The organism is Kordia sp. (genome assembly GCF_050633145.1).
In the GTDB taxonomy this organism is placed as follows: domain Bacteria; phylum Bacteroidota; class Bacteroidia; order Flavobacteriales; family Flavobacteriaceae; genus Kordia.
This window is the reverse complement of record NZ_JBOEFY010000060.1, coordinates 1,797-25,214: the sequence shown is the minus strand read 5'-3', so window position 1 is coordinate 25,214 and position 23,418 is coordinate 1,797. Positions and strand designations below refer to the sequence as shown.

The 23,418-nt window shown below is 33.5% G+C and carries 19 protein-coding genes; 18 read left to right on the top strand and 1 reads right to left on the bottom strand.

Translation table 11 applies throughout. The features are described from left to right. Positions 1-23: 23 nt before the first annotated feature. On the top strand, positions 24-2,399 hold the full coding sequence (locus tag ACRBBL_RS22850) for a GAF domain-containing protein (RefSeq protein WP_431371416.1): 2,376 nt from the start codon (positions 24-26) through the stop codon (positions 2,397-2,399). A gap of 14 nt (positions 2,400-2,413) precedes the next feature. Here ACRBBL_RS22850 and ACRBBL_RS22845 read toward each other — a convergent pair whose 3' ends face one another. Continuing rightward, positions 2,414-3,658, bottom strand: a complete 1,245-nt coding sequence (locus ACRBBL_RS22845) for a Pycsar system effector family protein (RefSeq protein WP_431371415.1) — start codon at positions 3,656-3,658, stop codon at positions 2,414-2,416. A 310-nt stretch (positions 3,659-3,968) separates the two neighbouring features. Between ACRBBL_RS22845 and ACRBBL_RS22840 the strand changes: the two genes are divergently transcribed. From ACRBBL_RS22840 to ACRBBL_RS22760, 17 genes are all read left to right on the top strand, one after another. Continuing rightward, positions 3,969-4,808, top strand: coding sequence for a helix-turn-helix domain-containing protein (locus ACRBBL_RS22840; RefSeq protein WP_431371414.1), 840 nt, complete (start codon positions 3,969-3,971; stop codon positions 4,806-4,808). 90 nt (positions 4,809-4,898) lie between these two features. Further along, entirely contained in the window at positions 4,899-5,669 is a 771-nt protein-coding gene (locus tag ACRBBL_RS22835) for a helix-turn-helix domain-containing protein (protein WP_431371413.1), read from the top strand. Positions 5,670-5,723: 54 nt separating this feature from the next. Beyond that, positions 5,724-6,092 (top strand): hypothetical protein, encoded by a 369-nt coding sequence (locus ACRBBL_RS22830; RefSeq protein ID WP_431371412.1) that lies wholly within the window; start codon positions 5,724-5,726, stop codon positions 6,090-6,092. A 40-nt stretch (positions 6,093-6,132) separates the two neighbouring features. Beyond that, entirely contained in the window at positions 6,133-7,224 is a 1,092-nt protein-coding gene (locus ACRBBL_RS22825) for a cytochrome P460 family protein (protein WP_431371411.1), read from the top strand. A 19-nt stretch (positions 7,225-7,243) separates the two neighbouring features. Beyond that, on the top strand, positions 7,244-7,873 hold the full coding sequence (locus tag ACRBBL_RS22820) for a cytochrome P460 family protein (protein WP_431371410.1): 630 nt from the start codon (positions 7,244-7,246) through the stop codon (positions 7,871-7,873). Positions 7,874-7,965: 92 nt separating this feature from the next. Continuing rightward, on the top strand, positions 7,966-8,460 hold the full coding sequence (locus ACRBBL_RS22815; protein ID WP_431371409.1) for a hypothetical protein: 495 nt from the start codon (positions 7,966-7,968) through the stop codon (positions 8,458-8,460). A gap of 176 nt (positions 8,461-8,636) precedes the next feature. Next, a complete protein-coding gene (gene msrB / locus ACRBBL_RS22810) occupies positions 8,637-9,098 on the top strand; it encodes a peptide-methionine (R)-S-oxide reductase MsrB (protein ID WP_431371408.1) in 462 nt (153 codons plus the stop codon). Continuing rightward, on the top strand, positions 9,088-9,627 hold the full coding sequence (gene msrA / locus ACRBBL_RS22805) for a peptide-methionine (S)-S-oxide reductase MsrA (RefSeq protein ID WP_431371407.1): 540 nt from the start codon (positions 9,088-9,090) through the stop codon (positions 9,625-9,627). Before msrB ends, msrA begins: the two co-directional genes overlap by 11 nt. 30 nt (positions 9,628-9,657) lie before the next feature. Further along, positions 9,658-11,097: an FAD-dependent oxidoreductase gene (locus tag ACRBBL_RS22800; protein ID WP_431371406.1), complete on the top strand. Its 1,440-nt coding sequence runs from the start codon at positions 9,658-9,660 to the stop codon at positions 11,095-11,097. A gap of 24 nt (positions 11,098-11,121) precedes the next feature. Then, positions 11,122-11,619 carry a peroxiredoxin family protein gene (locus ACRBBL_RS22795; protein WP_431371405.1) on the top strand — a complete coding sequence of 166 codons (498 nt, stop codon included), beginning with the start codon at positions 11,122-11,124 and terminating at the stop codon, positions 11,617-11,619. After that, entirely contained in the window at positions 11,612-12,142 is a 531-nt protein-coding gene (locus ACRBBL_RS22790) for an N-acetyltransferase (protein WP_431371404.1), read from the top strand. Before ACRBBL_RS22795 ends, ACRBBL_RS22790 begins: the two co-directional genes overlap by 8 nt. A gap of 8 nt (positions 12,143-12,150) precedes the next feature. Then, positions 12,151-12,594 carry a heme-binding domain-containing protein gene (locus ACRBBL_RS22785; protein WP_431371403.1) on the top strand — a complete coding sequence of 148 codons (444 nt, stop codon included), beginning with the start codon at positions 12,151-12,153 and terminating at the stop codon, positions 12,592-12,594. Positions 12,595-12,603: 9 nt separating this feature from the next. Continuing rightward, positions 12,604-12,855, top strand: coding sequence for a peptide methionine sulfoxide reductase (locus ACRBBL_RS22780; RefSeq protein ID WP_431371402.1), 252 nt, complete (start codon positions 12,604-12,606; stop codon positions 12,853-12,855). 19 nt (positions 12,856-12,874) lie between these two features. Then, the gene (locus ACRBBL_RS22775; RefSeq protein WP_431371401.1) at positions 12,875-13,132 is read left to right on the top strand and encodes a hypothetical protein; all 258 of its coding nucleotides are present in this window, start codon (positions 12,875-12,877) and stop codon (positions 13,130-13,132) included. A 49-nt stretch (positions 13,133-13,181) separates the two neighbouring features. Continuing rightward, entirely contained in the window at positions 13,182-16,871 is a 3,690-nt protein-coding gene (locus tag ACRBBL_RS22770) for a metallophosphoesterase (RefSeq protein ID WP_431371400.1), read from the top strand. Positions 16,872-16,920: 49 nt separating this feature from the next. After that, positions 16,921-17,604 (top strand): DUF6090 family protein, encoded by a 684-nt coding sequence (locus ACRBBL_RS22765; RefSeq protein ID WP_431371399.1) that lies wholly within the window; start codon positions 16,921-16,923, stop codon positions 17,602-17,604. A 1,188-nt stretch (positions 17,605-18,792) separates the two neighbouring features. Beyond that, positions 18,793-23,418, top strand: a 4,626-nt coding sequence (locus tag ACRBBL_RS22760; RefSeq protein WP_431371398.1) for an Ig-like domain-containing protein, incomplete at its 3' end; no start/stop codon positions are given.

Genomic DNA, 23,418 nt, shown 5'->3' with positions numbered 1-23,418 from the left:
TTGTAAACTAAATGATTTTGACTATGGATCAAAAAAATGAAAACCAGGATTTAAATTTACCTTTACAACTTGTCATTAGCTTTGACGAGGTAATGGCTTTTTACGATAAGTATGCAGAAGATAAAAATCATCCATATCATAAATCGGCAGTTGAAGTTGTTAAATACTTAGATAATTATCCAGAACTTAGAGAAGGGTTTACTGATTTTTCAAAACTGGAAGAATATCAAGAACAAATTGATCTGGTTTTAGAAGGATTATTTCCTCAGATACTTACGAATAACGAAATAAAAGTAGCAACGGTTCCATTTTCTTTTAAATCTTTTAAATATTCAAGTCGACTTAAAAAAATACTTGAAGAAGCAGACGATTCATACGATTTCACAGCAAGGAATTTAGACGAGAAAGAAATGTACTTACATGCTTGTGTCATGATATTGGCAGTATGTTATGGATATAATATTGACTTAAAGCGTCCGTTTTATTTTGACATTCCAGATAAAAAATTAGGAGTTACAAAACACTACAGAGTTGCTTTTAATGGAGATTTCTGCAAAGTAATTCCAACTGAAAATGCTCCTGAAATTACAGATGAAGATGTTAAATTATTACTTGATAACTTTGATAATATAGACGTTTGGAAAGAAAAGTTTCCGAAAGACAGTTATATTTTCAGAGGATTCGGAATCATGAATTTATTTGATGTTACTTTTGATGAAACACTATCTTCAATTCGTACTAATTTATTACGTAGTGACGATAATTTAATCACAGATGTTCGTCAAAATTTACGAGAATTTTTCAACATAAAAGATTTAGAATTAGGATTTTCTGTATATACGCTTACGACTAAAGAAGGCAAAGAAATTACACGCATTAAACAGTCAGATAGCTTAATTTTTAATACGGAAAAAGAAATATCATGCAGCAAGTTTTTCTGCGATGGTATTGCTCAGAAAGTATTTCATAAGAAAGAAACAATGGCTATTTCTGATGTTGAAGTATATGGAAAGAGAACAGATTATAATAAATTTTACCAACGTTTAAAGGCTCAAGGAATACAAAGTATTATCTTAATTCCTATCAATGCAAAGAATGGTAGTGACTTAGCAGTCTTAGAAATTGCTTCGCCAAGATCGTATGAATTAAACTCTGTAAATCAGCAAAAACTACGAGATATCATTCCAGTATTTGAATCGGCAGTCTCAAGAGCTTCAGAAGATTATCAAAATATATTAGAAGCTACGCTGCAAGAACATTACACATCTATTCACCCTACGGTAAAATGGCGTTTTTATGAAGCTGCGGAAAAGTATCAAACAGCATTAAGCGAGAATGTAGAAAATCCTGTAGTTGACTCTATTGTTTTTGAAGGAGTTCATCCTTTATTTGGACAAAGTGATATAAAAGGTTCATCTTTAGCTAGAAATAATGCTATTAAAGACGATTTAACAACACAGCTAGAGTTGGCAATCAATGTATTGAAAGGCGCGCTTAAAAAAGCAAATTTGCCAATATATGAAGAACTAGTTTTTAGAATTGAAGAATATTTAAATCATACCAAAGAAGGATTAAATGCTGGTGACGAGTTAGGTATTTTAGAGTTTTTAAAGAAAGATATTTATCCTGTATTCAGACATTTAAAAGAGTCAGATGCAGATGTTGCTTTGCTTGTAGAAACGTATATGAATCGTTTGGATGACAACCTAAAAGTAGTATACGAGAAGCGAAAAGCTTATGAAAATAGCGTAACTATTTTAAATAATAAGCTTGCTAATTATATTGATAAGAAGCAAGAAGAAGCACAAGAAATGTTTCCACATTATTTTGAACGTTACAAAACAGATGGTGTTGAGTACAACATGTACATAGGGCAATCGTTGGTGCGAGATAAATCGTTCCATTCCTTATATTTATACAACTTGCGTTTGTGGCAATTACAGAATATGTATGAAATGGAGCAAGTAGCACATAATGCGCGAAAAGAAATGGATCACGACTTGCAAGTGGCTTCCTTGATTTTAGTACATAGCAATCCGTTGGCGATAAAATTCCGAATGGATGAAAAGCAATTTGATGTGGATGGCGCGTATAATATTCGTTATGAAATCATCAAAAAACGTATTGACAAAGCAAATATTAAAGGCACGACAGAACGTTTAACAGTTCCTGGGAAAATTGCCATTGTATACTCACAAGACAAAGACGCACGTGAATATGTAAAGTATATCAAGTACATGCAATCTAAAAACTACTTTGGGAAGCTTGAAAAACTCGAATTAGAAGACTTGCAAGGTGTTTCGGGCTTACGGGCGTTGCGTGTAGAAGTAATATATCAAGAAGATTTTTGTGAAAAATCATCCTTGACAATAGATGAACTAATGGAAGAATTCAAATAGAATTCTTCCAGTTTTTATTTTATTAAAACTGCCATAGCAGTATCATGCACTTTTCTGCCAGCTTCTGGATCTCTTAGATAAAAAGCAATTACAAACGATAATACACTTACTACAATACCAATCATAAAAACGGTATAAGTAGTACGTAACAAACTATATTTTCTATTCAAAACGAGTCCTAAAAAGTATAAATCTTTCGTGAGTGAACCGTACAAATAATCGCGGTCTTTCATCATTTCGCCCATAGCCCATTCAAACTCATTGAGCTTCATCTTGTGGAAATTTCCAAAGAATAATAAATTCACTTTTTTATTGGCAACGTCTTCTTTGCTAAATTTTCCTTGTGTTACATTTGGTCGCGTAGCCAAAATGGAAAGTACCATAGAGACCACTGTAAAAAGAGCAAAAATAATCGTTGGGTAAATCAAATAGTTATTTGAAGGATTGTCAAGCTTTGAAACCAAGTTAGAAAGCACCATTGAAATAATAATGGCATTTACCGATAATAATATGTTTGCTTTGGTATCTGCAATATCACTTAACGTGATATGATTTCGCAATGCAACACGAAACATGGTTTCAATTCCACGTTCTGGTAATTCAACTTTATTCTTTTTAAACTTTAACTCGGCTTTTTTCTGTTGTAATTTAGAACTTTCTAATTCTATTTTCTTTTTATCTTTTAAAACTCTAGCTAAGTTTTTTCCTTTCTGTTTCTCCCAGTTTTTTGAAGCAAACGAAGTATGGAATTTATGTGAACGTGTTATAAAATTAATATTCTCATCGAGCCATTCGCTTTCGCTTAAAACTCTATCTTTAGTAAGTTCCCACTCTTTACGAAGTAACTCAGTTAAATCACTAAAATTTTTGCTTCCTATATGTGAGCAATCGGCATCACAAATCACTTTTTCAAGCAATGTTTTTGGAGAAGAACCCATTTTAGTTGCCATAATTAAGTCACTAATAACTTTAATGGTTTCCTCAGAAGCATTGTGTTTCGTTAAAAAATCTCTAGCAACTATAACACCATCATCTTCATGGTCATCAATACATTTGGTATAGCCAGTATCGTGAAACCATGCTGCAAGTGCCAATTGTTGTGTTTCTATTTCAGAAAGCGCCAAACCTTCAGCAATTTCTTGTGTTTTTGAAACAACACGTTTGGTGTGCGATAAATTATGATAAACAAATTTGCTATCTAAATTTGTGTTTAAAAAATCAACAACAAATTTCTCAGCTTCAATAATAAGAGTCTCCATAAAGGTTTCTTTAATTTGAGTAAAAATACTAAACTTTAATTAATGTTCTACAAAGAAGAATATAACGTGGTATTTTGTCGTAAATTTCATAAAAGCTTTCAAATTATACTTTTCCTATTATATTGCCATGTTTATGAATAGATACGAATGCTAATATTACATAAATTATCTGTACAATTATTGGATGAGTAAAAGAAAAATGTACAATAAGAATATTTTAATAAAAGATACATTTAATCAAATACTAAATATCTTTGTTTGGTAGCATACCCAAATTTTAATAGAAAAATAACGATAGCACACTAAAAAAATGAACTTCAAATTTCAAGGATTTACAGAACAAAGTGTCTTTATGTTGACCAATTTTAGTGATGGAAATTTTACAGAATCTTTAAATAAGGATAACTATAAAATCATTTGGGCAAAAGAAGAAGAAGTAATGCTTACAATAGATGGATATCACATAAGCCTTGAAAAAAATCAACTTTTATTTTGTACGCCCTTAAATACAGTAAAAATAGAAGCTCCTTTTAATGGAGTAATTGGCTATATTTTTAATAGAGAATTTTATTGTATCAGAGATCATGATAATGAAGTAGCATGCAATGGACTTTTGTTTTTAGGTTCTTCTGTGCCGCCATTAATCACATTAGATGAAGAAGAACAAAGAAGCTATGACATTTTACTAATGATGTTTGAAGAAGAGTTTATGAACAACGATCATATACAAGGCGAAATGCTTCGTGTATTGCTAAAAAGATTGCTTATCAAATCGGTTCGTTTAGTGAAAAAAGGAATGCCTAGTCAAGATTTTTATGATGCAAAACTCGATATTATACGACAGTTTAATTTGTTGGTAGAAGAACATTTTAGAAAACTTCATAAAGTTTCTGATTATGCAGAAATGTTAAACATAGCGCCTAAGTCAATATCGAATATATTTTCGAAATACAATTATAAATCGCCACTAAAAGTAATTAGTGAGCGAATCAATCTAGAAGCGCAACGCTTATTGCAGTTCTCGGATAAAAATATGAATGAAATTACAGAAGAATTAGGCTTTTCTGAAGCTTCTCATTTTTCAAAATTCTTTAAAAAGCATACAGGACATTCTCCATCTGTTTTTAAAAACAATTTAAAGCAACTCTAAAAGAAAAATCTACAATTATATAGGTGGAATTGCCATTCTATCCTGCTGTGTCATAAGTTAATTTTACCTCGAAAAATAAGAGGTATACTTATGACAACTCCCGAAAATACGTTTGATGTTCAAATAGGTTCAAATATTTTAATTAATGATGTGAATCGTTATAAAATCATTTGGATTAAAAATGATGCATGTATATATAGTTTGGACTTTGAAGAAAAAAAAGCAAAGGCAAACTCGATACTTATTCTTAATCCAGGTCAGGTATTTTACGTTTCATCAAAACAAAAGGATGCTGTAGTATTACTAGGAGTAGAAAACTTACCAAATGCAATTTTAAAAATACACTTCAACCCTTGGATAACAAGCAATCATTTTAATAACTCAATTATAGAATTCAAAGGAGCAGATGCCACTTTTGTAAGCGAACGTATCTCAAATATTATTGCATTATTTCAAAATAATAATCAAGGTTGTTGTGAAATAGACAATCATATCAATGCCATTTTTTTAAAAGTATTAAATGCTAAAATTGAAAAGCAGTACAGAACAACTTTGGCTTTTGATAAACTAGTATTCAACTACTATAAAACAGATCATTTGGTAGCCAACTATGCAAGTAAATTAAATATTACGCCAAAACAATTGCTCCTCAAACTAGGAAAGCAAGGAGTAAATAAGCCGCATACTATTATAAAGAAAAGACTGCTTATGGAGGCAAAGAAACTATTGTTATACACTAACAAACCAATAAAAGAAATCTGTTATGAACTAGGCTTTGACGATCCAGCGTACTTTGCGAGATTTTTCAAAAAAAACGAAGGTATGACCGCATTGCGCTTTCGAAAACAAACTGAAAATTAAAAAGAAAAATGTCCAATTAATTGATTTTGATAAATAGTAAATTGACTCACTAATATGAATCATACGAACGAAAATAGTTATGAATCATCGCAATTCATAGCACTATTAAAACATAAAAAAGTAGAAAAAGCTATATGTACATATATGAAGCATGAGCTTACTATTGAATATAACCAAAAAGAAAGAATTGTACACAAAAACAGTTGGTTAAAGTATTTAAAAGGAAACTTATTAAAACCATCTATAAAACTAGTTCAATTTGAAATAAGTGAAATAGAATCATTGCATAACAACTTGTCGTTTACAATTCACCTAATCTGTAAAAACCTAAAAGGCAATTTGTTTTTTACTGAAGTAACAATGCATAATAAATGGAGCAATAAAAAAATACATAAAACTACCTATAAAATAACGAGTCATTAAACCTAAATAAAGAATAACTATGCTTAAAAAAACGAATAAAATGTATCTGCTACTGATGCTTGTATTGCTATTTGTAGCTTGTAAAAATGATAAAGAAGAGTATAAAGATGTTGCGTATTTTGCAATGGATGCTAATGGAGAATTAGAGCGTCCAATGAATTATAGAACGTGGATTTATGTAGGAACACCTGTTACTCCAAATGATATGAATGATGGAAAAGCTGCCTTTCCAGAATTGCACAATGTGTATATAGATCCTATGAGTTATGAACATTGGAAAAAAACAGGAACTTGGAGAGAAGGAACCATCTTAATAAAAGAACTTGTAAGTGTAGGAAGTAAAGCTGCGGTAAGTGGAAATGGATATTTTATGGGAGAATTCATTGGTTTGGAAGCTACAGTAAAAAGTAAAAAACATTTCCCAAACGAACCTGGAAATTGGGCATATTTTAGCTTCACAAATCCAGAAGGAGGAACATTATCAGCTACAGGAAAAGCTTTTAAAACAAAACAATGTAACGGTTGTCATAATGCAAGTGCAGCAGACGATTTTGTATTTACGCAATATTATCCTGTGCTATCATCAGCAAAAGGAGTTGGAGATGTTACACCTGAAAATGCTGCTAAAAGAGTAGCGTCTCAAACAAAAAAAGAAACTAAAAAAGTAGGAAAATGGGAAGCTTCTGTTCCAACTCCTGAAGGACTAACATTAGACATTCCATTAAGTAAACAACAACTATTTGATTATTTGGCTTCAGGGAAATACAAAGCATTCAAAAACAAAGAAAAAGAAGCGCATCCATCTTTAGGGCCACATCAAAAATTAGGATTGCCTGTGAGAGTCTTTATCAATGATATTATTGCCGAATCTTTAGAAAAAGGAAACGATGAACATCCGTTGGGATCTGTAATCGTAAAAGAAATGTTTAACGCAGATAACACACTTTCTGGTTGGGCAGTAATGGTAAAAACGCATGATAAAGCAGATAACGGAAATGGGTGGTTTTGGTATGAAGTTACCGATCCTAAAGACGCTAATAAACTTGCAGCCATTGGAAATGGTGTAGAAGGTTGTGTAAGCTGTCACGCTATCGGAAATGATATGGTTAGAACGTCTTATCCTTTAAAATAAAAACTATAAAAACAAACACATGAAAACTATAAAAATAATATTAACCGCTGTATTTGGAGCAATGATGCTCATCGCTTGTTCCAATAGCAATGCTGATGGATATAGTGAAGCAACTTTTTTTGAAATGAATAGCGAGGGCGATTTAGTTCGTCCGACGAATTACAGAAGTTGGGTGTATGTTGGTACGCCATTAACACCAAATGATATGAATTCTGGAAAAGCTGCCTTCCCAGAATTCCACAATGTATACATAGATCCCGCAAGTTATGCACATTATAAAAAAACAGGAACTTGGAGAGAAGGAACAATTCTTATTAAAGAGTTAGTAAGTGTGGGAAGCAAAGCTGCTGTGAGTGGTAACGGATATTTTATGGGAGATTTCATAGGATTAGAAGCAACCATCAAAAGTAAAAAGCACTTTCCTAACGAACCTGGAAATTGGGCATATTACAGCTTTACAAATCCTAAAGAAGGAACGCTAGCCGCTACAGGAAAAGCTTTTAAAACGAAACAATGTAATGGTTGTCATAATGCAAGTGCCGCAGACGATTTTGTATTCACACAATACTATCCTGTATTATCAGCTGCAAAAGGAGTTGGAAAAAAAACCGTTCCAGAAAACACAGCAAAAAGAGCGACAGGAAAATAAAACCATTCAAACGTATTTATTGTTGGCCTAAAGAGGATCGAAGTCTATGGTTACATGCTTTTCCTTTTTAGGCTTTTTTAATTTTGAAACAAATGACAAAACAAATACTCTTATATATCGTATGTATTGTTGGAGGAATTAATGCATTAGTAGCACAGGAACAACAAAATCATGCTTTAGAAAGTAATGCAGAAAAAGATCCAGGATTAGAACTTGTAGTCTCTGGATTACTAGTGTATGCACCCGAACATAGCAATTCAGATTTCGCTACAGAAATTCATCTTACATATTGGGCAACGCATACTTGGGCATTTGGAGTTGGATACACACTATTATTTGAAGAAGATAACAGAATTGGACACGAAGTAGCCGCGTTAGTAAGTCATAAGCGATGGTCTTTTTTAACACTCAATATTGGACCAAGTTTTTCATTGCCAAACGCACACAGGGACACAGAAATTTCGGCATACCTAGAAAGTGAGTTTGCTTTCAAAATTGGAAACCTTCATACTGGACCAACTCTAGGAATACTTGCAGGAAAAGAATTTAGGTATTTTGGAGGACTTCATCTAAGTTATGAATTCTAACTACGAGGTTAGCCTTTTGAAAGCTTACCTTTAAAAAAACGACTAGAATGATATATCTATAACATATAAACCATTTTTAAGAAAAAAGTACAATTTCAAAGGAATTATAGATATTTTAAATGAGATACTTACAGTGTATCTTTGTATTATTAATAATTAAAGAAAGGAATAATAATATGCTCACTTGGAAAGATGTAATTAGTTTTTCCGTAAACGGAAATCCAACTCCAGACAGACGTGTTGAAAAAACAGAAACTGAATGGATAGAACAATTAACACCAGAACAGTACCGAATTACAAGATTAAAAGGAACTGAACGTCCACACAGTGGCGCACTTTGTAGTGCTCATGATGCTGGGAAATACAATTGTGTATGTTGCAATACACCTTTGTTCGATTCTACTATCAAATTTAGTTCAGGAACTGGATGGCCTAGTTTTACGCAACCAATCAAAGAAAACGCAATCAAGTATCATAAAGATACCAGTTTTGGAATGATTCGCGTTGAGGTAATGTGTAATACTTGTGACGGACATTTGGGACATGTATTTCCCGATGGACCAGAACCAAGCGGGCTGAGGTACTGTATCAATTCAGAATCTATGCAATTAGAAAAGGAGGAAGCAAATGGAAACTAATAACTTAGAAGTAGCAACTTTTGGTGGTGGCTGTTTTTGGTGTACAGAAGCCGTATTTCAAGAAGTAAAAGGAGTAGAAAAAGTGGTTTCTGGATATTCTGGAGGAAACGCGCCAGGTAAACCAACATACAGAGAAATTTGTTCGGGACTCACCGGACATGCCGAAGTCATTCAAATAACATATGATCCGAGTGTCATTTCATACGAATATATCTTACTCATATTTATGACTACGCATGATCCTACAACCTTAAACCGTCAAGGAGCAGACAGAGGAACACAATATAGATCTGTAATTTATTATCATAATGAAAAGCAAAAAGCGAGTGCAGAACTTGTAAAAGATCAAGTTGCTAAATATTATGAAGACCCAATTATAACCGAAATTTCTCCATTAGATGTTTTCTATGAAGCAGAAGCAGAACATCAAAACTATTACAGAGAAAATCAAGCGCAAGGCTATTGCAGTTTTGTAATCACACCAAAATTGACAAAACTCCGCAAACTTCACGCAGAAAAATTAAAATAAAAAACAAATCAGGTTTTCAAAAACAACAAATTGGAAACCTGGTTTAAAAAAACAGCTAAAAAGATGACCGATATAATATTATATGGCGCTGACTGGTGTCCAGATTGTAGAAGAGCAAAAGCATATTTAAAAGAAAATAACATCGCATATACATTTATAGATGTTGATTTAGATAAAGATGCAACTGCAAAAGTAGAAGCAATCAATAATGGAAAGCGAATCATTCCAACGCTTATCATAAAAGGCAAATCGTATACAAATCCAGATAATATTGAACTAGCTTCAATCTTAGGAATCAATGAGGTAGGACGCGTACAACTCTTTGGCGCAGATTGGTGTCCAGATTGCAGAAGAGCCAAAAGCTTTCTAAGAGATAATAGTATCAACTTTGAATTTATTGATGTCGATGTATATGAATGGGCTACTCAAAAAGTTGAAGAAATTAACAATGGAAAACGAATCATTCCAACAATTCTAATAGATGATGTGCCGCACACAAACCCTGATAATGTAGCGTTGACAAATCTTCTTTCAATAAACATAGAGAAAGAACATAAAATATTCGATACAATAATTATTGGTGGTGGAGCAGCCGGATTAACGACTTCTATTTATGCACAAAGAGATCGTTTTGATACATTAATATTAGAGAAATCTACCATAGGAGGAAATGCTTTTCTAACTGAAAAAATAGAAAACTATCCAGGTTTTCAATCCATTTCAGGACCAAAACTAATGGAGAAAATGGAAGAGCAAGCCAAAACCTATGGAGCAGTTATCAAAACAGGAGAAGAAGTAGTTGCAATAGAAAAAAAGGACGATCTATTTTCAATCCAAACAAAAAGCACAACATACCTAGGGAAGACGGTTGTACTATCTACAGGTTCTACCTATCGTAAACTAGGAATTCCTAATGAAGAAGAATTAATAGGATCGGGAATTCATTTCTGTGCAACCTGTGATGGTGCTTTTTACAGAGACAAAGATATAATTGTAATTGGAGGAGGTAACTCAGCATTGGAAGAAGGAATATTTTTAGCAGGATTCTGTAAAAGTGTAAAAATTGTAAACAGGTCTGAAAATTTCTCAGCTTCAAAAACCTATGTAGAAAAATTGGAGACTATAGAGAATATTTCAACCTACATGAACAAAACATCCTTAGAGTTTATTTCGGATGAAAACGAATTGTTCAATGGTTTAAGAGTAAAAGATAATGAAACGAATGAAGAATCAATTATAGAAGCAGACGGCGTATTTATCTTTATTGGATTAATTCCAAACACAAAATCATTCAAAAATATTGTAGGGCTAGATGCTAAAGGATTCATTCAAACAACTGGCTTAGCAGAAACTTCAGTAAATGGAATATTTGCTGCTGGCGATTGTAGAGAAGGTGCAATTGCACAAGTTGCTGCTGCTACGGGAGAAGGCGTATTAGCAAGTTATGGAGTTAGAAATTATTTAAAATAAACAATAAAAAGAAAGGACAATCTCATGTCAAATCAAACAGAAGAAAACAAAATTTTTAAAGCACCAGAGTTTAATGTCAATCAATGGATTGATGCTGATGGAAATGTAACAACACCAATAAAACTTGCTGACTTTAAAGGGAATTTTAAAATAATCTATTGTTTTCAAAGTTGGTGTCCAGGTTGTCATAGTGTCGGATTGCCTAACCTTAAAAAAATGGTGGATGCTTTACAGGACAATCCCAAAATAACCTTCTTAGCTATTCAAACTGTCTTTGAAGGATTTGAAGAGAACACCTATGAAAAAATGGTAGAAACGCAAAAGCAATATGAATTAGAAATACCATTTGGACATGATGCTGGAAATGATGGAAAATCAAGATCGAACATCATGCAAAACTATCAAACAGGCGGAACACCTTGGTTTATATTTATAGACAAACATGACAATGTGGTTTTTGCAGATTTTCATCTGAATGCGGATGCGGCAATCAATTTTTTGAAAGGACTCAACTATGAATAACATTCCTAAGATAAAATTATATGGTACTGAAGGTTGTCATAAAACACAGTATTACAAACTTTTGTTGGATGAAACAAAACTGCCATATCAATTTTTGGATGTAGAAGAAAATGAAGAATATGCAGAAGAACTTCGGAATTTATATGAAAATAGAAAACTCAACTTTCCAACGATTACAATCGGACAAAAGAAACTGAGAAACCCTTATAAAGAAGAGTTAGAAAAATGGCTAAATAAATTAATTCCAAGTCGTTTAGAAATTCAACATGATAAAGAAAACAAACGCTTTGTACTTGGTATCAATGGAGAATTTGCCAAAGTAGAGTATAAATTGCGAGATGATATAATGTATCTAACGCATTCGGAAGTTCCTTATAATTTAAGAGGAAAAGGTGTAGGAAAAGTACTGGTAATAAAGACGTTTGAAAAACTAACGGATGAAGGATATAAAGCGGTTGCTATTTGTAGTTATGTAAAAGCAGTTGCTAAACGAAGTGAAAAATGGCAAAACATCATTAAATAATATACACCATGTCAAAAAAATTAAAAAAAATCGGATTTGTTTTACTCATACTATTTATTGGAATTCAATTTTATAGACCCAATAAAAATGAACAAAAAGAAACAACTACAGATGATTTTTTAATTACTGAAAAAGCACCAAATCATATCAGGAGCTTATTCAAAACATCGTGTTATAACTGTCATTCTAGTAAAACAGCATATTCTTGGTACGATAATATTGCGCCTGCATCTTGGTATGTAGACAATCATATAAAAAATGCAAAAGCAAAACTCAATTTCTCAAACTGGGCAACCATAGACGCTAGAGATAAGAATGGTGTAATCTCAGAAATAGCTGTAAACATTCAAGAAAACAAAATGCCATTGGCGTCGTATACGATGTTTCATTCGGAGGCAAAACTATCAGACGAAGAAAAGCAACAAATCATAAAATGGTTATCAGGTTTATAATAAACAAGAATGATTAAAGAAAAAATTGAAGCCATTGCTTTAGGCTATTCTGAAGTAATGTATAATAATAAAAAATATGGACTTACAAAAAGCGAGTTTAATAATGGAAATAGCTATAAAATTTATGCAGAAGAACTAGGAGGAAATGACTTTATAAGTCTAAATTACTATATTACAACAAAAGATGAACTTTTAAAACCTTGTGAAATGCCACAACAAAAAGTAATTCATTTTTTAACTAATTATAAAAAAGTAAAATAACTTATAACAGCATCCTAATATGAATATTATAGAAAACTTAAAAAACTACTTTAGTAAAAAAACAACAGAAACAACTCCAGAAGGTATTTGTCCAAACTGTTGGGGAAAACAAGAATGGGATGGTCAATATTATAAAAAAATAGTAGCAAATAATATTACGCCAGAACATAATGAATATAACAACTTCATTCATGAAGTTGCTAGTAAATTAGATAAAATCACATTAAAAAAAGATACATATACCTGTGAAACATGTCAGGTTAGTTATAAAAAATAAATCATTCTTAAATTGAATTATTATCTTTAATCCTATAAAACACCGACCAATGATAAAATCCTTACAATCAGTAGGAATAATAGTTCTTTTACTATGCTTTAGCGCCTGTGCTACATTCAAAGCTCAATACGCAGAAAAAACAAGTAAAAATTCATATCCAACAAATAAAGAAATCAAACATTCATTTTATTTAATGGGAGATGCAGGGAACTCTCCGTTAGGAGAAACTGCAATAGCTTTACAAATGTTGGAAAAAGAACTAAAAACGGCTTCTAAAAATAGTACAGCTATCTTTTTAGGTGACAATGTATACCCAAAAGGATTGCCTAAAAAAAATCATGAAGGTCGTGCCTTTGCACAACATCAACTAGAAGTACAAACTGGTGTGGTAAAAGATTTTAAAGGAGAAACCATATTTCTTCCGGGAAATCACGATTGGTATAGTGATGGTTTAGAAGGATTAAAAAGGCAAGAAAAATTCATAGAAAAAGCATTAGGAAAAAATACTTTCTTACCTGAAAATGGTTGCCCAATTGAGAAAATTCATATCAATAAAGACATTGAATTAATTTTAATAGATAGTCAATGGTATATTACAAATTGGGACAATCATCCAACGATAAATGACAATTGCGAAATTAAAACTCGTACAAAATTCTTAGATGAATTTGGGAGTTTAATCAAAAAAGCGCGTGGAAAAACAACAATTGTTGCAATGCACCATCCTATATATACAAATGGTTCGCATGGCGGACAGTACACTTTTAAAAGTCACATGTCACCAATTCCAATATTGGGATCGCTAAAAAATATAATTCGTAGTACAAGTGGTGTTGCCAATGTAGATATTTCTAACAAACGCTACAACGAACTCAGAAAACGCATCATAACAATTGCGCAAGAAAATGATAAAGTCATCTTTGTATCTGGACACGAACACAGTTTACAATATATTGTAGAAGACAATTTGCGTCAAATAGTAAGTGGTTCAGGTGCAAAAAAATCGGGAACAAGAAATGTTGGTGGTGGACAGTTTTCGTACGGAACTCAAGGTTTTGCTCGATTAGATGTATTTAAAGATGGTTCATCTCATGTACGTTTTTATGCTGCGGAAGAAAACAAAGTAGTTTTTGAAACAGAAGTATTACCTGCTAGGGTAAAGGAAGCAAAAATGGATTATCCATCACAATTTCCAAAAGAAAAATCAGCATCAATCTATACTGAAGAAGAAACTCAAAAATCAGGTTTTGGTACATTTCTTTGGGGCGAACGTTACCGAAAACAATACAGTACTAAAGTAACGGCACCAACGGTAAACTTAGATACACTGTATGGTGGATTAAAACCTGTACGTAAAGGTGGAGGAAATCAATCAAAATCTTTGCGATTAGAAGATAAAAACGGAGCGCAATATGTAATGCGAGCACTTCGCAAACAAGCCTTGCAATATTTGCAAGCAGTTCTTTTTAGAGATCAATATATAAAAGGACAATTTGACGATACAAGCACCGAAGCTTTAATACTAGATGTATTTACAGGAGCACATCCGTATGCACCTTTTGCTATTGGAACTTTAGCCGATGCAGTTGATGTGTATCATACAAATCCTATTTTATATTATGTACCAAAACAAAATGCACTCGGACAATATAATGACGAGTTTGGTGGAGAATTGTACATGATAGAAGAACATACTTCTGAAGGACACAGCGACAAAGCAAGTTTTGGATATCAAGATACATTGATTAGTACAGACGATTTAATGAACGAATTGCACAGAGATGAAGACATTGTTATTGATGAAGAAGCATACATTCGTGCACGACTATTTGATATGATGATTGGCGATTGGGACAGACATCAAGATCAATGGCGTTGGATAAAATTTAAAGAAAATGGTAAAAAAGTATATCGCCCAATGCCACGTGATCGCGATCAGGCATTTTCAATTATGTCTGATGGTTTCTTACTTGGAGCTGCAGTAAAATTGATTCCAACAGCTCGATTATTACGTAAATATGATGATGATTTAGTTGACGTAAAAGGTGTCAATGTTGAGCCATATCCATTAGATATGGAACTCATTCAACAATCTGAAAAAGCAGTTTGGGATGCACAAGTAAAACGCATTCAAGAAGGATTGACAGATGAGGTAATAGAAAAAGCCTTTTTAGAATTCCCGAAAGAAGTACGTGACGAACGCGTGGAAGAAATCAAACAGAAATTAAAAGCAAGACGCGCTAATCTTCAAAAAATAACAGACAGATATTACAAATTAGTCAACAAGTATGCGGTCATAAAAGGAACCAACAAAGATGATTGGTTTGACATTGAACGTTTGCCAAACGGACAAACTAAAGTAACTGCATATCGTATTAAAAAAGGTCAAAAAAGTGATAAATTTCACGAACGTACCTATACAAATTCAGAAACCAAAGAAATTTGGATTTACGGTTTAGATGATGATGATCAGTTTCATGTATTTGGTGATGGAAAATGCATCACAAGAATACGATTGATTGGTGGGCAAAATAAAGATGTATATGACATTCAAAACGGTAAAAAAGTAAAAATATACGACTACAAATCAAAGAAAAGTGAATTTGTAACCAACAAAGGAAGCAAGAAACTTACGGACGATTATGAAACGAATGTATACGATTATAAAAAACTGAAAAACAATACCAATCAATTAATTCCAACAATTGGTTCAAACCCTGATGATGGTTTCAAAATTGGCGCAACAAACACATATACAAACTATGGTTTTGAACGCAATCCGTTTACCTCAAGACATACCATTTCGGCAGCATATTATTTCGCAACCAATGGATTCGATTTAGGCTACACAGGAGAATTTGCCAATGTAATAGGAAACTTAAACTTACAAATACAAGCGCAATTCAACAGTCCAAACTATGCAGTAAACTTCTTTGGCTTTGGAAATGAAACACCAAATTTTGAAGCAGATGATGATGACGGAATTGATGCAGACTTAGATTTTAACAGAGTCAAAATAAGAACCTTTGAAATAGCACCGTCTCTAGTTTGGCGTGGAGAACTTGGCGCAAGTTTTAAAGCAGGATTGTCATATGAAAGTAATGAAATAGAACGCACAGCAAATCGTTTTCTAGAACAAATTTTTCCTGCAAACTCAAGTGTGTTTGACAAGCAAGATTTCTACGGAATCAATGCAAAATACCACTTTCAAAATCTAGACAATGCAGCCTTTCCGACTATGGGAATGGAAGTAAGCTTTGAAACAGGTTACAAAAACAATGTAAGTACTTCCAAAGGTTTTGCATATATCATTCCAGAGTTTTCTATTGACCACCGATTAATTCCAAGCGGGCAACTTGTATTGGCAACAAAACTTCGTGGACATCTAAACTTTGGTGACGGATTTGAATTTTATCAAGGAGCCAATCTTGGCGCAAGTAATGGATTGCGAGGATATAGAAATGAACGATTTACTGGAAAACGTGCTTTTGTGCAAAGTACAGATGTTCGTTTAAACCTTCGCAAAATAAAAACAGGTATACTACCTTTAAATATTGGTGTCTTTGGCGGATTTGATTATGGTAGAGTATGGATAAGTGATGATCCTTCTAAAAAGTGGAATACATCGCTCGGTGGCGGAATTTGGTTCAATGGAGCAGACATACTATCGGCAAACCTTTCATTATTCAGTTCGGATGACGGAATGCGTTTTGCGTTTGGTCTTGGATTTGGATTTTAAGGAATATACATGATCTATGAAACTATTTAGAAACCAAAGAAACAAGCTTTTGAAAAAGAAAAATCTAGGAAATTATATTCTATACGCTGTAGGCGAAATTATCTTGGTAGTAATAGGAATCTTAATAGCAGTATCACTCAACGATTGGAATTCAAGCAGGAAAGAGAAAAATAAACTATTCAACATCTACAATATTGTTGCTGCAGACCTGGAGAATGATATAAAGGAAATTGACAAAATGGAATTCTTTTATGGTCAAGTAAAACCATTATTCAATAAAATACTCAAAGACTCTGTTAGGGATGTCGATTATGCTTTCAATCCACAATATACCTACATCATGATAGGGTTTCCTGAAATCACATTCAACAAACGTGGATACAATCAATTAGCAGCGTTCAATACAGATAAATTTAAAGACAGTCTACCAACACAAATCATAGAATTTTACACAGAACGTTTGCGCGAAATCAAAATAGATGATGATATGCGAGCTGATGACATCAAAGAAAACTATTCACATTTTAAAAATAATTATGCATGGTGGTCAGATGTCATTTCTTTAAAACCAAACAAAGACTTTATTGACTATGCATTAAACGATCCAGATTATAAAAATAGGATTGCAACAACGCATTTTATGGCGTATCAAGTATTTCTGCCAGAATTAAGAATTTTCAAAAAGCAGGCAGAAACAATTTTAGAAGAAATCCAAAAACGGACAACCAATTAATAATAATAGAAATCAAAGTACAATCTAAGTTACGTGAAAAGAAGATGGCTAAATCGTATCTATTTTGATAAAGTTGTTCATGGTGAAAAATGACAAAATAATGTAAGAATTTACCCGAGCACGCATAAATTGGTGAAAATTGCTTTATATCTTAAAGAAAATCACATGCATAATGCTGCATAGGAGTCGATTTTTCATTTTTCTTAAATTTTTTAAAGTATTGAAAATGCACTAGTAATCCGTCTAAATGCATAATTTCAAGTTGACTTTCATAAAATTATTTGAATTTAAGAAAATATTAACTATATTTATAAATATAGAATGATTGCTTAAATACTAAATCTATACGAGCAATCAAATTTCATAAGAAGGGGCTTAAGATAATAATTGTTTGGTTTTTACTTCACCAGAGTAAATGAAAAACCATAATTAATGTAGGGTTAAACCATCGTTAGTTAATATTATTTATCTTAATTTTATGACAGTTATTTCTCTCTTTTGTAAAAAGAGGGCTATTTTTAAGTAAATATTTTATTGAATTTAATAACCATAAAAAACCCGAAACAACCTATGAACCTAATTCAATTTCCCTATAAAACTAAAAACATTGATTAAATCCCCTTAGTAGTTTTCTAAGAACTATTTTATCAATTTTCAATAAACGATCAACAAATATTTGCTTGAAAAAGCAAATAAAAATCTGCATGTATGATTTATGAAAGTAAATCATGCATAGGTATATATTAAATAAAAAACCCCGCAATTGTAAAACTTTGGCGAGCCAACAAAAGCAGGGTAGGATAACAGTTAATTTAATTAAAAACTAACCGTATTATGTTACATCTTTATTTTATTAGGAGTCAAGTATGTCTAACTGACTCAATTCCAATATATAAAAAGTGCGAAAATTACAGATTTACTTATAAAAAGTAGATATGTAGATATGTTGTAAAAGAACTTCAATTCGTATTTAAATATAAAGCCAATATTCTAACTAACCAAATATACTTCTATCAAATTAGAAGTGTGCTAATATACTTTTCAATTATGTTAAGATATCTTTTAATTATTTATTCGAGAGTTAGGCTGTTTTTTGAGGAAATGAGCAATCATCATTCCGTAATAAAAAAGAGAATTACTACACATAAAATACATCACTCACAGTTTGCTATTCTGCTAACTGTTTTGATGCTCATATTTTCAAATGAATCAAAAGCACAAGTAGTAACAACTTGGGGAGGCTTATCAGGAACAACTCCAGAAAATAACTTTCAAACCAGTAGCTTATCAGCTGTTGGTGATGGAGTTACATTTGTTACAGTTGATATTACTAGAGGACCTTCTGTCACAACTGGAGGTATAGAAAATGCAGTGCCTCCTGCATTAATATTAACAAATAGTTTCAACAATACCAGAACAAGTACAGGTGTTTCGGGAAATACGTACACGTACACATTTAGTGAACCTGTACATGTTATATTGAGCTCGCAAGAACACAGTGAGCTAGTTCGTACAGAAAATATAAAAATATCGAGTCCAGATGCAGGAGCTTTATTCTCAGGAAGCTTAACTGCTGGGCAAACGGGACACTTTGTAAACAATAATAACAGTTCAGAAATACATATTGGTTCTTCAAGTTCTATTACTACAGCTGGAACATATTGGACAGTACAAAGTAACATAGCAATCACAACACTTACGGTAGAATATTATGTGACCGATGGAACTGAAGCAGCTTCGGGAGAACCTTTTACATTAGATTTAGCCCCGGTTCCATATATAAGACTTGATGATACAAATAGTACAGGTGCAGGAGCAATCAATATCAATGTTCCAGGATGCTCAAAAAGCGCAGAGTTTTTAGATGCAGCATCAACTGGAGCTACGTCTATATTCAATGCGCCACATGGTCTAGATTTTATGACTATTACGCTTACAAATCCGCAAGATGCAGGAAATGAAACATTAAACATAAAAGGTATATTTCCTGGGATTTCAGTATCAGGAAACGGAACAACTACATTAACAGTAACAAATGAAAGTGCAGATGTAAATACACTAAGAAATTCACTAGACGATTTAGTATATGTGAATAGTACAGCAGTTCCAGAAATTGTAACACCAAGAACAGTAGACATAACTGTTACAGATCCTTTCGGGAATACATCAGCTGCAGCAACAGCAACACTAACACTAACAAATCCTCCAAACTCAGGAGCAACTTCTGGTCCGTTTTATGTGTTTACAACAGACACAACCGTAGATCTATTCAATGGACTAGACGGATCGGAGGATGCCGGAGGAACATGGATGGATAATGATGCTACAGGAGCTTTATCTGGAAGTACACTAACAGTAGCAAGTTTACCTCTTGGTCCTTCAACCTTTAACTATGTAGTTACAGGAACTGGACCGTGTAGTGATGAAACCACAACGGTATTAGTAATTAAACTTGAAGGAACTGAAATAGCTTTAACAGCTCCAGCTGCTTCTTCCAATTGTGGAACACTTACAACGAGTTACTCTAATGCTATATTTTCAGCAAATTCAGACGATCCTATATTTGTCTATGATGGAGGTGTCAATGTCGGACAGCTAGAATGCCCAGCAGGTACTGGAGTCACAACGTATGATTGGTATGTATTCAACCCAACTACAAATTCTTATCAAGATTATGCCTTAAACTCTACCAGAATTCAAACAGGATTAGCTGATGGTGGTTATTTAGTGGTTAGAAATGACGGAGGAACAATTGAAGAAGGAAGAGCTTGGGTTTGGAATACATCCATACAAACACAAGCTGGTTCAGACTTTACCGCTTGTGAAGGAGATACGGTAATGTTAAATGGTATTGCAGCAAATAATACCGATTTTACTTATTACAATCCTGTCGAAAGACCATTTGCAATAACAAACTCAACAATAGTATCAGTTACATTTAATGTTACACATACATACATTTCAGATGTAGGATACTATTTAGTATCACCAGATGGTTTGGTAACCATTCCATTAGGACTAAACGAAACAGGAAGTCCATGTTATGCAGCAGACAACGCCGTAAATTTGACATTCACCAATGATCAAACCATAACGCCAACACTACCAGTTTTTGATATATGTGAATTTGCAAGAAACAATGCGTGTAGTGGAGCTGGTCCTGCATTAACAGGAACATACAATGCATATTATTCCGATCCTTCCAATAATTCAACTGTATGTACTGTATTTTCTCCGGCAGCAGGAATCAATCTTATTGATATGACGCCGCTTAATGGATATGATGCACGACAAGGAGGATGGAAAGTGCAAATATATGACTGTGAATTTCAGGATTTTGGTGAAATAGACTCTGTAATTATAAGCTTTGTTGATGGATCAAATACTTCTACTTTTACGAGTGGAACAATACCAAATGGAACACCTTCAGCACAAATAAATGATGATTCGTGTACCGCAGCAACAGCTTCTATTTACGAAGTGCCATTTACAACAGCAGTTGCAGTAAATGAAGCATTAAATATTCAAGATAATATTGGAGTAAATGGCTCAGGAGGTTATGCTTGGTCATACAGTACAGATGGACCAACTGGTCCATGGAGTACTCCTTTTGAAATAGGAACACTAACACCATCAGTAACAGTAAATGAAACAACTTGGTTTAGATTAAATGCTGATAATGGAACGATGTGTGCAGGAGAAGATGTTGTGCAAGTTACTGTTACAGACAAACCAGTCGCTGGAACAGGAACTGATAATTATGCTTGCGCAGGTGATACAGTTGTAGACTTAAACACATTAATATCTGGAGCAGATTCAGGTGGAACTTGGACAGTTTCAGGAAGCTCACCTAATGCTCCAGGTGGAGACTTTAGTGCAGGAGCAGGAACGTATGATCCAACTACTGGCGGAGTATATACTTTCGACTATACAGTAAATGCTGCAGGACCATGTACCGTAAATGAAGCTACGTCAGTGACAGTTTCGGTACAGGCCGCACCAGATGCAGGGCTAGACAATACAATAGTAGAAGATAACACATCAGGAGTTATAGATTTATTTACCAATTTATTAGGTACTCCTGATATTGGTGGAACATGGAGTGTAAATGGAAGTTCAGTTGCTCCAGGAGCTAGTTTTGATCAAAGTGCAGGAACTTTAGATGCTTCAACTTTAACGACATCAGGTACTTATGTTTTTGACTATTCAGTAACTAGTTGTTTAACTTCTATAGCAACAATAACCATAAACTTTACAGCAATTGTAGCTACTACTGATGGCGATGGAGATGGTAATCCAGATACATCAGACCCGAATCCTGGTGCGCCTACAGCGACAGATGATACAGCAACTACAGATATAGGAGTTCCTATTATTATAGATGTTTTAAATAATGATGATTATTTAGATAATAATGATCTAACTAATGAAGGAGTTACTACTGTGACCGACACAGGAACTGGAACAGCAACAGGAATAATTTCAATTGATCCTATAACTGGCGAAATTACATATGCACCAACTCTAGCAGAGTTTGGTACAGATGTAACTATAATTTATGAAGTGTGTAATGATGCTAGTGGAGCGCCTATTTGTGAACGTGCTACAATAACAATCACAATAACTGGTGCTGATCTAGATGCAGATGGTGTTCCAGATATTGCAGATTTAGATAATGACAATGATGGTATTTTAGATAGCGTTGAGTGTCCATCAACAGGAGGAAGCACAAGTAGTAGTTTTATTCCTAATGGAGATTTTAATGACAACTATATAGATATTAATAATCCTGGTACACCTTTTACGACAGGACAAGTAAATAGCGTTCCTTCTCCTTGGGGACAGGCTTCTACACCTGATATTTCAGCTACTACATTAGCTAACTTTAACGGTACAGATATAGCTATAGCTAGTTTGCCTGGGTTTAACCCTTCTCCCGTAGGAGGATCATTTATGGGATTCAGAAGTAATTTTGGAGGAACTCCAGCGAATGATGAAGGAATGTTTAATACGCTTCAAATAGATGATATTAATGAAGAAATAACTATACAATTTTATTACACAGAATACACACCTGATCAAATCTTTGTACCTTCTTTTGCTTATGTTGCTCCATCGTCAGTACCTGCTACAGATCCATTAGTTAATATAGGTTTTAAATTAGATTTAGATAGTTCATCAACGTTGCCTTTTACAAGCCCTGCAGAATTTGAAACAACAGTTCTTAATATCTCTAATTTTGATAGTTCAGGAGGCACACCTGGCACATGGGAAGTAATCACAGTAACATTTATACCTTCTTCGGTTGGTGTAACTACTCCGGGTCCATATCCTTTCTATTTAGGATCTTTAGGTTCTGGTATAGATACATGGGTTTTTGTGGATGGTTTGGTAGTTGTTCCGACTAGTGCTTTAAGTTGTGATACAGATAATGATGGAGTTCTAGATTACTTAGATTTAGATTCCGATAATGATGGTATTTACGATGTAGTAGAAGCAGGAGGAACAGACAATAATAATGATGGTATAGCCGATGGAGCAGTTGGAACAACACCAACGACTAACGGTATACCAGCAACAGCAGGAACAGGAACTACACCAACAGATACATTAGGAGACGGTAGTTTAGATTATGTAACATTAGACAGTGACGGCGATGGCTGTAGTGATGCAAATGAGGCGTATGGAAATAGTACAGCCGATGGCGGTGATACAGGCGTATATGGACCAGATCCAGCTACGGTTAATCCAACTAATGGGTTAGTAACGTCAGGAGGCGTAACCTATGCAGATCCTGTAAATACAGATTATCAA

Excerpts from the sequence above, each read along its gene's own strand:
- ACRBBL_RS22850 (WP_431371416.1), top strand. The coding sequence starts at position 24 with ATGGATCAAAAAAATGAAAACCAGGATTTAAATTTACCTTTACAACTT.
- ACRBBL_RS22845 (WP_431371415.1), bottom strand. The coding sequence starts at position 3,658 with ATGGAGACTCTTATTATTGAAGCTGAGAAATTTGTTGTTGATTTTTTA.
- ACRBBL_RS22840 (WP_431371414.1), top strand. The coding sequence starts at position 3,969 with ATGAACTTCAAATTTCAAGGATTTACAGAACAAAGTGTCTTTATGTTG.
- ACRBBL_RS22835 (WP_431371413.1), top strand. The coding sequence starts at position 4,899 with ATGACAACTCCCGAAAATACGTTTGATGTTCAAATAGGTTCAAATATT.
- ACRBBL_RS22830 (WP_431371412.1), top strand. The coding sequence starts at position 5,724 with ATGAATCATACGAACGAAAATAGTTATGAATCATCGCAATTCATAGCA.
- ACRBBL_RS22825 (WP_431371411.1), top strand. The coding sequence starts at position 6,133 with ATGTATCTGCTACTGATGCTTGTATTGCTATTTGTAGCTTGTAAAAAT.
- ACRBBL_RS22820 (WP_431371410.1), top strand. The coding sequence starts at position 7,244 with ATGAAAACTATAAAAATAATATTAACCGCTGTATTTGGAGCAATGATG.
- ACRBBL_RS22815 (WP_431371409.1), top strand. The coding sequence starts at position 7,966 with ATGACAAAACAAATACTCTTATATATCGTATGTATTGTTGGAGGAATT.
- msrB (WP_431371408.1), top strand. The coding sequence starts at position 8,637 with ATGCTCACTTGGAAAGATGTAATTAGTTTTTCCGTAAACGGAAATCCA.
- msrA (WP_431371407.1), top strand. The coding sequence starts at position 9,088 with ATGGAAACTAATAACTTAGAAGTAGCAACTTTTGGTGGTGGCTGTTTT.
- ACRBBL_RS22795 (WP_431371405.1), top strand. The coding sequence starts at position 11,122 with ATGTCAAATCAAACAGAAGAAAACAAAATTTTTAAAGCACCAGAGTTT.
- ACRBBL_RS22790 (WP_431371404.1), top strand. The coding sequence starts at position 11,612 with ATGAATAACATTCCTAAGATAAAATTATATGGTACTGAAGGTTGTCAT.
- ACRBBL_RS22785 (WP_431371403.1), top strand. The coding sequence starts at position 12,151 with ATGTCAAAAAAATTAAAAAAAATCGGATTTGTTTTACTCATACTATTT.
- ACRBBL_RS22780 (WP_431371402.1), top strand. The coding sequence starts at position 12,604 with ATGATTAAAGAAAAAATTGAAGCCATTGCTTTAGGCTATTCTGAAGTA.
- ACRBBL_RS22775 (WP_431371401.1), top strand. The coding sequence starts at position 12,875 with ATGAATATTATAGAAAACTTAAAAAACTACTTTAGTAAAAAAACAACA.
- ACRBBL_RS22770 (WP_431371400.1), top strand. The coding sequence starts at position 13,182 with ATGATAAAATCCTTACAATCAGTAGGAATAATAGTTCTTTTACTATGC.